Here is a 10849-nt window from a genome sequence, read left to right on the forward strand (position 1 = left end):
TTTTGGCGGTTAGCTACCTTTCTTGAACGGCAGCAATGGGTCGATTGCTACCTGTCGTAAGGGGCAGCAAACGAGTATCGTCATCCATCCTGTAGAGCAGCATCTGCCAGCCACATCAGGAACGCGCTCACATGCACTTGCCGCTCCCACCCTGGCACGCACACCGCAACGTAACGCGGACCAAGCAGGCTTACTTCTGGTCTATAGGCCACTAACTCTCCATACCTGAGGCTGTCGGCTACCAGTACATTGCTTGCCAGCACCAGCCCATGACCCGCAATTGCAGCACTCAAAGCAAAATGCTCATCGTCGAACTCACGCATCTGCGCGGTTTCAAGCCAGGCCTGGCATTCTGCGGCCGCGCACCAGCTTTCCCAGTTTATTGAAAATGCTCCCGGAATTTTCCAGCGTAGGTTGATCAGTTCGATCTGATTTACGTTCAGCGAGGCCACCAGACCGGGGGCGCCGTAAACCGAGAACTGCTCGTTCATTAGCTCCTGACAAAACAGCTTCGGGTCATCGCGGCTGACCGAGCGAATAGCAAGATCGAAACTAGAGTCACGCAGCAGATCGACTAGTTCGTTACGTGTATCGACCCGCACATTGAATTGCGGAAAGCTCCGATAGAAACCACCCAGCCGCGGAATCAGCCAGGCTGCGGCCAAGCCCGGCGTAGTGGAAATGGTCAGGGTTTGGGGAGCAGCGTCCGGATAGAAGGCCTCCAGACTGCGGCGAATGTCTAATAATGCGCGATGAGCCTGGCGATATAGCAACTCGCCCTCTTCGATTAATGCCACACCTTGTCCAGATCGTTTGAACAGCTTCGCTCCGACGCAGGTTTCCAACGTCTTGACCTGGTGGGAAATGGCTGCGGGGGTGACAGAGAGTTCCTCTGCCGCCGCTTTAAAGCTACCCAGTCGCGCAGCCGCCTCGAAGGTGCGCAACGCGTTAAGCGGAAGAGTCGAAAACACGCATCGTTCCCTAGATGAATTGAATTAATGAGTATTCAATTTATCTCATTTTTCCTGGTGTGTACGGAGCGATACCGTGGCGGGTATTCGATCTACTCAACCTTCGGAAAACACCATGCAAGGACCTTCGCGAAAAATTCTTCAAGCCATCCTCTATGAATCAATCGCTGTTGCGGTGCTGTCGCCCGGTATCTCGTTGATTTACGACGAAGGTCTGGCCCATGCGGGTGCGCTGTCGTTGATGTTGTCTGTATGCGCGCTGCTGTGGAACGTGCTGTTTAACTACGTTTTTGAATTCTGGGAAGCGCATCAGCCGCAGCGTGCTCGCACGCTGGGCAGGCGCATGCTCCACTCACTGGGTTTTGAGGGTGGGCTAGTTCTACTGTTGGTGCCACTGGTGGCATGGTGGCTGGAGATTTCTTGGTGGGCTGCATTGGTCACCGATCTGGGGCTGTTCGTTTTCTTCTTCTTTTACGCGCTGGCGTTTCAGTGGGTCTTCGATAGGGTGTTTGATGTACCAAAGTCCGCGAAAGGAGAGGTCTCGGTTAACCCATAATCCGCCCGGAATCCCGATTAGCCGAACCTATTAGCAGTACTAGGATTTGAACATGAAAAATACCACCAAAACGATTGAGAACTACATCTTCGGCAAGGACGGAAATCGGCCTGACTTGTTGCGGCATGCTTTCAGTCTAGACGCAACTCTTAACGTGTTAGTGCAGACGAGCAGCATCCGATTTCCTCCCAACGTCCAGGGGCGCGAAGATATTGCTGAAGTACTGGTACGCGGCTTTAGCCAGCAGTATGAGAACATTTATACATTCTGCTTCGGTGACCCTCCAAAGCCCGAAGCAAATGTTCATAAGTGCAAATGGCTGGTTGGCATGTCAACAAAAGCGACTGGAGAGTTACGCGTAGGTTGCGGAGAATATCATTGGGTCTTTTCACCACAAAGCGGCCTGGCCATTCAACTGTCCATTGTTATCGAACACATGTTGGAGCTCCCTTCTCAGCATGTGCGCAAAATAATGGATTGGCTTCAAGGTCGCAGCTATCCATGGTGTGAATCTATCGACATGCTTGATTCGGCACCGCCGCTCACTTGCCTCCAGCCGGCTCTTGTCTACGTTGCAGAATGACCCCTATCGATTTAAACGTACGCGTTTGGCCAATTGCGGCCCTCATGACAGGCAGCAACCGGCCAGAAGCGGTCACTCGGCGTGTCTACGAAACTAGGGGCGATTCAGGCAATTATTCGCAACTATGTCGCCGCTAATTAGCGCATCCCAATATACGGATCTGATACAGAGCTACCCAACTCGGATAACGCGAGTGAAATCTCATTAAACACCTCCGGTGACACGTCTTTAGGCGAGCGAGAGGCTAGGAAAGTATTGATCGCTTCAAGCCCTAAGCTCGCCATAATGCTAATAACCTCTTCAGCCTGCTCCAGATCATGACCATTCCATAAAGACAACAAGCAATGTTCAATTCGCTCTCTGAGACTATCGTCTAACAAACTATAGGTATGCCACTGTCGTTCACTCAATTGCACCAATGACTTTATAAGCTCCGCGCTGCCGTTTTTTTCAGGTTCGAACTCATCCAACAACTCTGCAAACGCCGTTTCAAGTTCCTCCTTGGTAATGAAATCTGGCAGCGACGCATAATATTCAACATTTTTCATGCTTAGAAATCCACAGGTATATGCGTTGTATTCGAAGGCCTCCGGTAAAGCACGCCGTCTTGACCCAGCAATTTATTTCCTATTTTTATTTGCGCGGTCCATCCAGCTCCCGAGTTCGACCCTACATGATTCATGGCAGCGTTCGCATCCGGAGCATGCCACTTTATCTCGACCCGCTAACCATTCAACGTGAATCGCTCCGGATTTCTTGGACAGTGAGCGACTGCTTTTGGCCGATTTCAGCCCTTCGTGTATGTCGGGAAGCGGCCAGCAGCGTTCAAATGATGGGTCTACGAAAGTTGGGGCTATTCACTCCTCATATTTCTGACTTGGTCCATCTGCTTCAAGGATTTGGTTCAGGCTGAACGCTACTTCATACTCGAAAAGCGAGACATTAGGCACTGCCACGATAGCGTGACGTAGGTTTGAGCTGATGGATTTCGCAACGATGACGCCCTTCACCATCTTCCCGTGCGCAAGGTTCTTCTTGATCCAGCCCATGTAGCGGCTGATCTGACCGATGGCACGATCTGCCACACGTCCACGTTTCAGTTCAAAAATCACGAACGCGTCATCTGAATCAAGTGCGAGTATGTCGATTGGTCCAACTTCGGTGGGATATTCAACTCCATCACGACCTTGAGGGTCGACATAGAGGCGAAGGGATTTACCTTCCAATTTCAGTGATTCGATGTTGTGAGATATGAAGTCGCGTAGCTGCCATTCCAGTTCAAAAACTGTCTCTCGATCTGAATCTGGCGTGTCTTCGTCTCCAAGAGCCAGATCTTCGTCTTCGATGGATTGGATAGCTGTTTTAGGTGTACCGGGATGAAGGACCAGAACCTGTGTTTCAGTTTCTTCAGTTACCCATCCCATTCGAATGAATGCACGACGAAGCTGCTGAGAATTCGTATTTGGATCGATAGGTGGTGCTTCATTGGGATTCTGACGGCACCATTCTTTCATCGGGTAGAGCGTGTGCCTACCATCTGAATCGACCAAAACAACAGAGTATTTCTTGGGTGGCTGCATCTAGGGGCGTCCATGACTGATGGCTAAGACTGGCAGATTAGCTTGTAGGGATGAGAATACCAATGTGGCGACATTGCTCGCCTATCGCCACCGGTAGCAACGCGCAGCTGTCAGGTGATCATGGTTACTCTCGTGCTGTTCTCCGGACGGAAGCTGGTCGGCTAAGCGTGTGCTTCTGGCCGAAACCACCCCCTTTCCCTGCTAACCGGTCTACCATGACACCCCCCGGCAGTGGTCCATGCGCTCCCGATCATTTTTTTATCAAGGTATCGCCATGTCCATCGACCAAATCTCCCTCCCCAAAGGCGTCGGCCCTCACGCCATCAAGCTCCTTGACGTCATCACCGGCGCCTCCACCCACGAAGAACTCAACCGCGCTGGCGGCAAAGCCGAAGGTTTTGTCTTGGGCCTAGAGGCCGCCAAAGCCATCAAGAGCCAGATTGCCGAATCCTTGTATGTGGCTTATGACGATGCGGCGAGTAACCGTGCGGGTGAGTTGAAGGGTTAAGAACCCGGCACTACAGGAAGTTGCGCGCGCGCAGGGCGTTAGACTGGGCGCCTTTTATTTCTCAGGATGAGGCTGTCATGTTTAAAGTTGCTGTTGCGTCACTGCTGCTGACCTGTGCCTTCGGCGCTCAAGCGGGCACGAGCGTTGATGTGTCGAAGATTTACGGCAACATTCAGTTCGTCGATCACTACCCGGACTACAAGGTTCAGGTGGTCGATCACTACCCGGACCTCAAGGTGCAGAAGGTGGATCACTACCCTGATTCAGCCGGCAAGTGGAAAACGGTCGATCACTACCCCGACTACAAGATCCAGATTGTTGATCACTACCCGGATTTTACTATTCAGTATGTGGATCACTACCCTGGCGCTAATTGAAGGCAGCGCCATCAGCGGCGCTGCCTTGGGCTGTTTATCAGCCAGGGCAAGGCGCTTCACGGTCGAGCAATTTGGCCGTGAGCAGCACGCCCAGTTCGCTTAGTTGGTGGATGGCGAGGGCGATGTCGCGGTGTTTGCCGCACAGGTCTTCGGACAGGTCGAGCAGTAATGTGCTGACCGAGGCGAAGGTTTCGTAGCTGTTGGTGATGAGGGTTTCGGTGCTGGCGTCGGGGACGACGGTGAAGAGGGTGGTTGAGTCTGTTGTGTCATTAGCCATTGTTAAGTTCCTTGCTTGGGCTACAACCCCATCGCTACTAAACGAAAAGGCGGTAGCTGTACGCAGGTTAGTAGACCGGTGGAACCTAACAAAACCGGCGCGTCCGAGGACGCCCTACGCACAGCCACCATCAAGCACAGACGCAATGTCTGACGGATGAAGCTTGTGCACCTGTTAGGTTAAACCGTGGGCTACTAAACCCGATCACTGAACATTCAGCGACCGAGCCACCTTAGAGACGGCCACCTCAGCACACAAGCCGGCGGATTCTGACGCACGCGTAGGCAATGGAGCAAGGTGGTGCAGGGCTTGTTCACCATTCCCTGTGGTTTGCACACTCCCTTGTGGCGAGCAGGCTTGCCCTGCGTTGGGCTGCGAAGCGGCCCCAAAAGCGGCGAACGGGTTTCCCTTTTGGACCGCGGTGGCTGGGTTGGGAGCGCTGCGCACTCCAGCGCAGGGCAAGCCTGCTCGCCACAACAAGCCTGCTTTCCACAACAAGCCTGCTCGCCACAACGAACCCGCTTTCCACAACAGTAGTGCTCACCACTTAGAACGCCTGGTTCACCCCAACCCCACGCATGATCGAAAACCGTGGGTCGATCAGCTTCAGCGTTTGCTCACCCTTCAAGCGGCCCACCACCACGGTGTAGGTCTTGGGCACTTCGGAGAGGTTTTCCGGGTTGCGGGCCAGTTTTTCAATCGCCGGGGTGTTGGCCCAGTCGGCGATGGTTTTCTGGCGGATGTCCACGGTCACCACCCAGGATTTATCCACGGCGGCGCCCATCGGGTTGGGGTTGGCGGCGATGTTCTGGATCTTGGCGATTTCATAGCCCTGGGCGTAGCAGAACCCGGACTCTTGCTGCACATAGGCGGCGCGGCCGTTGTCGGTGAGGCTGTAGGTGTTGGCGCTTTTGGCCAGCAGGCCGGCGTCGGTCAGGGCGTCGAAGGCCGGCTGGTTGGCGCTGGAGGTGCCGCTCATGACGCCGTCACTCAAGGTCACCGGGAAGCGGTTGAACATCGCCGCCTTCACGCAGGACGCGCCTTCGAGCCTGGGTTGCAGCGCGGCTTGAATGTCGGTGTCCGACGGGCTGTCGCTGCAGGCGGTGAGCAGCAAAGCGGCGGCGGTGATGAGGGCCATTTCTCTGATTCGCATCGTTTTATCCTTGACGATTGGTGGCGGGCGGGCAAAGTGTATAGAAACATTGCTGTCACGAAACCCTCCCCGCCGTCGTGTAGGTTCGGTGACTTGAGCCACCCTGAACACACAAGGATTAAACATGACATTGACCGTCAACACCCTGCTCGAGCTGGCCATGGCCAACCCCATCAACGCCGAAATCACCGCACGCCTGCCCGACCTCGGCGTAGAGCAGTGCATGCTCACGGCGGGCTGCCTGTTCCAGGCCGTATGGAACCATCAGTCAAACTTGCCTGCGGCTCAGGGCGTAAAGGACTACGACGTCTTTTACTTCGACACGGATCTGTCCTACGAAGCGGAGGACAAAGTGATCCGCGCCGCCGAGCGGTTGTTTGAGGATTTGGGCGTTAACGTCGAGGTCAAGAACCAGGCGCGGGTGCACCTTTGGTACAGCGAGCGCTTTGGTCGGCCTTATCCGCAGCTGCACTCGGCTAAACAGGGCGTGGACCGTTACCTGGTGGCCGGCACCTGCATCGGGCTGGAGATCGACACCGGCGAAGTGTACGCGCCCTATGGGTTGGCGGATGTGGAGCAGGGCGTGTTGCGCATTAACCCGCTGCACCGCGAGCCTGAGTTGTTCGCCGCCAAGGCCCGCAGTTATCAGGCGCGCTGGCCTTGGCTCACGATCGTGGCGCCTGAGGTTATGCCGGGCCGAGGCTGAGCAGCCATCCGACCCCGGCGCTGCCCAGCACCACCAGCCACGGGGGTAATTTCCACACCATCAACGCCACCAGGGCAATCAGGGCCAGACCGAAGTCCCGGGCGCTGAAGATGGCGCTGGTCCACACCGGTTGGTACAGCGCTGCCAGCAACAGGCCAACCACTGCAGCATTCACGCCCGCGAGAGCCGCTTGGGTGCGCGGGCTGCGGCGCAGGCTTTCCCAGAAGGGCATTGCGCCCATCACCAGCAAAAACGAGGGCGCAAAGATCGCCAGCAGGCAGAGCAAACCGCCAGGCCAACCGGTGGGGGGCTGTTGCATCGACGCGCCAAGGAATGCGGCGAAGGTGAACAGGGGACCGGGCATGGCTTGCGCCGCCCCGTAGCCGGCCAGGAATACGTCGTTGCTCACCCAGAGTGTCGGCACGACCTCCGCTTGCAATAGCGGCAGTACCACGTGGCCGCCACCGAACACGAGTGCACCGGTGCGGTAGAACGCGTCGATCATGGCCACGTCTTGGCGGGTTGTGAACTGCGCCAGCAGCGGCAGGCCCGCCAGTAATATCAGGAACAACGCCAGCCACATTGCCCCGGTTCGACGGCTGAGGGTGATGGGCAGCGCGTCGTGGGTGGTCGGCGGCGGGGTATTGAGCCAGAGCAGGCCGGCCAGTGCCGCTGCGGCTATAACACCCACCTGGCCCCAGGCCGAGGTTTGCAGCAGGGCTATGCAGGCGGCGATCAGCATCACAGTGATGCGCGTTGCGTCGGTGCACAGGTTGCGCGCCATGCCCCACACGGCTTGCGCGACGACGGCGACCGCCACGACTTTAAGGCCGTGCAGCACGCCGGACGGGATGGCCGCGCTGTGTTGGGCAATACCCATTGCAAACAGGATCAGCACCACGGCCGACGGCAGGGTAAACCCCAGCCACGCCGCCAGCGCGCCGCCGTAGCCCGCCCGTGACAGACCCAGCGCAATGCCCACCTGGCTGCTGGCCGGGCCGGGGAGGAATTGGCACAGTGCTACAAGGTCCGCATAAGTGCGCTCACTCAGCCAGCGCCGCCGGGTGACGAACTCGTCGCGAAAGTAACCCAGATGCGCCACCGGACCACCGAATGACGTGAGCCCAAGGCGCAGAAAAATCAGGAATACCGACCAGGGGCTGGCGCGGTGGTCAACAGTGGAGAGGTTCAAGGCGCAGCATCCCAATGACGGCAAACGGATTAAGGCGTAGAGGCACCCTAGTCGATTTTGATGACGCGAAGAAGAGGCGCTGGTTTGTGCAAATTGCCGCGCTGGATGGAATTTATGCCCGTGTGTTTGAGTCATTGAAATGGCAGGGAACAAGGCCTCCCACCCATCACCGCTGATTTCAGCCCAGGACAGCCCATGATCTTCCTTATTTTCCTCATCGCCTGCGGCGCCGCCGCCAGTACCGGCATCATTTTCAAGCCTGGCCAGTGGTACGAAACCCTGGTCAAGCCCGGCTTCACTCCACCCAATTGGCTGTTTCCGGTGGCCTGGACCGTCATCTACCTGCTGCTCGCCTGGGCGGGTTATCGCCTGACGATGATTCCCGGCAGCCAATTGGCCCTCGGCCTGTGGGCGGCGCAGATTGCGCTGAACACGCTGTGGACGCCGGTGTTTTTCGGCGCGCATAACATCGTGGCCGGGATGGTGGTGATTGTGCTGCTGTGGCTGGTGGTGGCGGCGTTGGTGGTGATGGCGTTGCGGTTGGACTTGATCACCGGCTTGATCCTGTTCCCTTACCTGGCGTGGCTGAGCGTAGCGGCGGCGTTGAATTTCTCGATTTTGCGTAATAACCGCTGATGGCTCATAAACGCTGGCCCGCGAGCGAGGCTGAATTAGTCCAGATGCGCCAGTTCAATAAAAAGCTGGCCTGGCTGCCGCGTTTTAAAATCCGCAATCGCGTCACGCCGCGTTTGATCCAGGCGCTGTTGCGGGTCAGTCAAAAGGTCAAGAAAGCGCCTGCGGCTGAAACCCGCCGAGTGGCCGGTGTGCCCGTGCGCATCCTGCGGCCCGAGGGGAAAACCAACGGCGTGGTGCTGGATATCCACGGCGGCGGTTGGGTGATCGGCAATGCACAGATGGATGACGACCTCAACCTGGGCATGGTGCAGGCGTGCGGCGTGGCAGTGGTGTCGGTGGATTATCGGCTGGCGGTGGACACGCCGGTTGAGGGGTTGATGGAGGACTGCCTGAATGCAGCGCGCTGGCTGCTCAGCAGTGATGAGTTTGCAGGCTTGCCAGTGTTCGTTGTGGGTGAGTCGGCCGGTGGGCATCTGGCGGCCGCAACCTTGCTGGCGCTTAAGCAATGGCCGGACCTGCTCAAACGTGTAAACGGCGCGGTGCTGTACTACGGCGTATACGACTTGACCGGCACACCGAGCGTGCGCACGGCGGGGCCGCAGACGTTGTTGCTGGACGGACCAGGAATGGTCGAAGCGCTGCGTATGCTCACGCCGGGCTTGAGTGATGAGCAACGTCGGCAGCCGCCGTTGTCACCGTTGTTTGGCGACTTTACAGGGCTGCCACCTGCGTTGATGTTTGTTGGGGAGCTGGACCCGCTCAAAGACGACACCCTGCTGATTGCCGAGCGCTGGGGCATAGTGGCAGAGGTACAAGCCCATCTGTTACCGGAATCGGCCCATGGGTTTATTCATTTTCCGGTGGCGATGGCGGATGACGTTCTTGCTCACAGTCGGCGGTGGATATCGGCGAGGATCCAGTCGGTACTCGCTTGTAGTGGTTAGCCATTCACCTGCACCCCGCGTAACCTCTGACACCCTGATTTCCAGATTCTCGCAAGGACGCACACGTGACCATTTCCCATGCAGTTGTAGGGCTATCGGCATTTTTGCTGGTGGCAGGTGTTCAAGCCGCCGAATACAACTTCTCGTTTGATGTGCCCTACGGGCAGTACGAGCGGCAATTCAAAATGAAGACCCCAGGTGACGGCACGTTGAGCTGCACGGTGTTCATCGAAAAAGAGTACCGGGGCGAGAAGTGGGTGCCGGCAGTGATTCTGGCGGCTGCCGAAGACGATGCCGAAGACGACACGCTGTTTCTGTCCAGTTCGACCGAGCCCAACGGCGGGCCGCGCACGTTCCACCTGCGCACGTTCAACCAGGCGAAGCCGGTCCTCGACAAGACGCTGTGGGAGGCCCCGGATGAGAAGGGCGTGTATAAGATGGCCGTGTCGTGGTATGCCAATGGCGCCATCGGTTATCAGTACGGCATCTACGCGAGTTGGCAAGAGAAGCAGTTCGTCGAGAAGCCAGGTTTTTCCACGCGGCATGTCAGCGTCCATGCGTCGGGCGTGAAGGGCTCTGCTTTGTGCTACGTGCATACCAAGTGACACTGAGCGATCGAGATTGTATGGCACAAAGCCCGACCATTCGGACGGTGACGGCCGCCGACCTTCCGCAGGTGCTGGCCTTTGTTCTGCAGGCCCGTGCCGAGCTTTTCCCCAAGCTCAGCGCCACGGGCCTGCCGGATGACTTGGCGCGATTTGAGGCCGTTTACCTAAAGGGTGACAGCCAGTTTCTGCTGGCTTGTGTTGAAGGTCAGATCATAGCTGCCGTCGGCTATCTGCCATATGACGGGCGCTTCCCGCAGTTGAGTTACCAGGGCCGCAAAGTCGTCGAGGTTGTGCGCCTGTTCGTGCTGCCGGCGTTTCGCCGTTTTGGTTTGGCAGGGGAGTTGTATCGCGCATTGGAGGCTAAGGCACAGGCACAGGCGCATGGTGTAGAGGTGGTTTACCTGCACACCCATCCGTTTTTGCCGGGTGCGATTGATTTTTGGCGGCGGCAGGGGTTTGAGGTGATCGACGTCGAAGCCGACCCGGTGTGGCAGACCACGCATATGCAGCGGTATTTATAGGTCAAGGTGGGAGCTGGCTTGCCTGCGATAGCCATAGAACGGTTAGAAGTCTGTCGCAAGTGGGCTGTTGTGGCGAGCAGGCTTGCCCTGCGTTGGGCTGCGAAGCGGCCCCAAACCCAGACGCTGAGTACTTTCAGGAAAATTGCAGTGCCTTTACTGGGGCTGCTTCGCAGCCCAACGCAGGACAAGCCTGCTCGCCACAGGAGAAATGGGATGCCTTTAAAAGTTGTGTAGGTA

Annotated in this window: 15 protein-coding genes; 9 read left to right on the forward strand and 6 right to left on the reverse strand. The window is 57.1% G+C overall.

Going from position 1 to position 10849, the window contains the following annotated elements; translation table 11 throughout:
• Positions 1-80: 80 nt before the first annotated feature.
• On the reverse strand, positions 81-971 hold the full coding sequence (locus tag HX790_RS21020; RefSeq protein ID WP_176992068.1) for a LysR substrate-binding domain-containing protein: 891 nt from the start codon (positions 969-971) through the stop codon (positions 81-83).
• Between the two features lie 115 nt (positions 972-1086).
• Between HX790_RS21020 and HX790_RS21025 the strand changes: the two genes are divergently transcribed.
• Both HX790_RS21025 and HX790_RS21030 read left to right on the forward strand, forming a co-directional pair.
• Positions 1087-1527, forward strand: a complete 441-nt coding sequence (locus HX790_RS21025) for a PACE efflux transporter (RefSeq protein WP_176992069.1) — start codon at positions 1087-1089, stop codon at positions 1525-1527.
• Positions 1528-1579: 52 nt separating this feature from the next.
• Positions 1580-2110, forward strand: a complete 531-nt coding sequence (locus tag HX790_RS21030; RefSeq protein WP_176992070.1) for a hypothetical protein — start codon at positions 1580-1582, stop codon at positions 2108-2110.
• Positions 2111-2247: 137 nt separating this feature from the next.
• On the opposite strand, the gene HX790_RS21035 is transcribed toward HX790_RS21030, so the two are convergent.
• Together HX790_RS21035 and HX790_RS21040 are read right to left on the reverse strand one after the other, a co-directional pair.
• Positions 2248-2658, reverse strand: a complete 411-nt coding sequence (locus HX790_RS21035) for a hypothetical protein (RefSeq protein WP_176992071.1) — start codon at positions 2656-2658, stop codon at positions 2248-2250.
• 309 nt (positions 2659-2967) lie between these two features.
• Positions 2968-3690 carry an endonuclease NucS domain-containing protein gene (locus HX790_RS21040; RefSeq protein ID WP_176992072.1) on the reverse strand — a complete coding sequence of 241 codons (723 nt, stop codon included), beginning with the start codon at positions 3688-3690 and terminating at the stop codon, positions 2968-2970.
• A gap of 274 nt (positions 3691-3964) precedes the next feature.
• Here HX790_RS21040 and HX790_RS21045 point away from each other — a divergent pair, with 274 nt between their 5' ends.
• Both HX790_RS21045 and HX790_RS21050 read left to right on the forward strand, forming a co-directional pair.
• Positions 3965-4198, forward strand: coding sequence for a hypothetical protein (locus HX790_RS21045; protein WP_176992073.1), 234 nt, complete (start codon positions 3965-3967; stop codon positions 4196-4198).
• Between the two features lie 77 nt (positions 4199-4275).
• Positions 4276-4575 (forward strand): hypothetical protein, encoded by a 300-nt coding sequence (locus HX790_RS21050; protein ID WP_176992074.1) that lies wholly within the window; start codon positions 4276-4278, stop codon positions 4573-4575.
• A gap of 37 nt (positions 4576-4612) precedes the next feature.
• Here the strand turns inward: HX790_RS21050 and HX790_RS21055 are convergent, their stop codons facing one another.
• Both HX790_RS21055 and HX790_RS21060 read right to left on the reverse strand, forming a co-directional pair.
• The gene (locus tag HX790_RS21055) at positions 4613-4852 is read right to left on the reverse strand and encodes a DUF6124 family protein (protein WP_176992075.1); all 240 of its coding nucleotides are present in this window, start codon (positions 4850-4852) and stop codon (positions 4613-4615) included.
• 547 nt (positions 4853-5399) lie between these two features.
• On the reverse strand, positions 5400-6005 hold the full coding sequence (locus HX790_RS21060; RefSeq protein ID WP_176992076.1) for a hypothetical protein: 606 nt from the start codon (positions 6003-6005) through the stop codon (positions 5400-5402).
• Between the two features lie 124 nt (positions 6006-6129).
• Here HX790_RS21060 and HX790_RS21065 point away from each other — a divergent pair, with 124 nt between their 5' ends.
• A complete protein-coding gene (locus HX790_RS21065) occupies positions 6130-6711 on the forward strand; it encodes a nucleotidyltransferase family protein (RefSeq protein WP_017136897.1) in 582 nt (193 codons plus the stop codon).
• Here the strand turns inward: HX790_RS21065 and chrA are convergent.
• Positions 6692-7903, reverse strand: coding sequence for a chromate efflux transporter (gene chrA / locus HX790_RS21070; protein WP_176992077.1), 1212 nt, complete (start codon positions 7901-7903; stop codon positions 6692-6694). The two genes, HX790_RS21065 and chrA, sit on opposite strands and share 20 nt — an antisense overlap.
• Positions 7904-8098: 195 nt before the next feature.
• Between chrA and HX790_RS21075 the strand changes: the two genes are divergently transcribed.
• From HX790_RS21075 to HX790_RS21090, 4 genes are all read left to right on the forward strand, one after another.
• On the forward strand, positions 8099-8539 hold the full coding sequence (locus HX790_RS21075; protein ID WP_017136899.1) for a TspO/MBR family protein: 441 nt from the start codon (positions 8099-8101) through the stop codon (positions 8537-8539).
• Positions 8539-9483, forward strand: coding sequence for an alpha/beta hydrolase (locus HX790_RS21080; protein ID WP_176992078.1), 945 nt, complete (start codon positions 8539-8541; stop codon positions 9481-9483). Before HX790_RS21075 ends, HX790_RS21080 begins: the two co-directional genes overlap by 1 nt.
• Before the next feature lie 65 nt (positions 9484-9548).
• Positions 9549-10088, forward strand: a complete 540-nt coding sequence (locus tag HX790_RS21085; RefSeq protein ID WP_176992079.1) for a hypothetical protein — start codon at positions 9549-9551, stop codon at positions 10086-10088.
• A 20-nt stretch (positions 10089-10108) separates the two neighbouring features.
• Positions 10109-10612, forward strand: a complete 504-nt coding sequence (locus tag HX790_RS21090) for a GNAT family N-acetyltransferase (protein WP_176992080.1) — start codon at positions 10109-10111, stop codon at positions 10610-10612.
• The last annotated feature ends 237 nt before the right edge of the window (positions 10613-10849 follow it).

Source organism: Pseudomonas sp. IPO3747 (assembly GCF_013385245.1).
GTDB lineage: Bacteria > Pseudomonadota > Gammaproteobacteria > Pseudomonadales > Pseudomonadaceae > Aquipseudomonas > Aquipseudomonas edaphica.

What these genes read in the sequence shown, in the direction of transcription:
- HX790_RS21075 (WP_017136899.1), top strand. Translation starts at nt 8,099, where the DNA reads ATGATCTTCCTTATTTTCCTCATCGCCTGCGGCGCCGCCGCCAGTACC.
- HX790_RS21040 (WP_176992072.1), bottom strand. Translation starts at nt 3,690, where the DNA reads ATGCAGCCACCCAAGAAATACTCTGTTGTTTTGGTCGATTCAGATGGT.
- HX790_RS21090 (WP_176992080.1), top strand. Translation starts at nt 10,109, where the DNA reads ATGGCACAAAGCCCGACCATTCGGACGGTGACGGCCGCCGACCTTCCG.
- HX790_RS21025 (WP_176992069.1), top strand. Translation starts at nt 1,087, where the DNA reads ATGCAAGGACCTTCGCGAAAAATTCTTCAAGCCATCCTCTATGAATCA.
- HX790_RS21065 (WP_017136897.1), top strand. Translation starts at nt 6,130, where the DNA reads ATGACATTGACCGTCAACACCCTGCTCGAGCTGGCCATGGCCAACCCC.
- HX790_RS21080 (WP_176992078.1), top strand. Translation starts at nt 8,539, where the DNA reads ATGGCTCATAAACGCTGGCCCGCGAGCGAGGCTGAATTAGTCCAGATG.
- HX790_RS21045 (WP_176992073.1), top strand. Translation starts at nt 3,965, where the DNA reads ATGTCCATCGACCAAATCTCCCTCCCCAAAGGCGTCGGCCCTCACGCC.
- HX790_RS21050 (WP_176992074.1), top strand. Translation starts at nt 4,276, where the DNA reads ATGTTTAAAGTTGCTGTTGCGTCACTGCTGCTGACCTGTGCCTTCGGC.
- HX790_RS21030 (WP_176992070.1), top strand. Translation starts at nt 1,580, where the DNA reads ATGAAAAATACCACCAAAACGATTGAGAACTACATCTTCGGCAAGGAC.
- HX790_RS21060 (WP_176992076.1), bottom strand. Translation starts at nt 6,005, where the DNA reads ATGCGAATCAGAGAAATGGCCCTCATCACCGCCGCCGCTTTGCTGCTC.
- HX790_RS21055 (WP_176992075.1), bottom strand. Translation starts at nt 4,852, where the DNA reads ATGGCTAATGACACAACAGACTCAACCACCCTCTTCACCGTCGTCCCC.
- HX790_RS21035 (WP_176992071.1), bottom strand. Translation starts at nt 2,658, where the DNA reads ATGAAAAATGTTGAATATTATGCGTCGCTGCCAGATTTCATTACCAAG.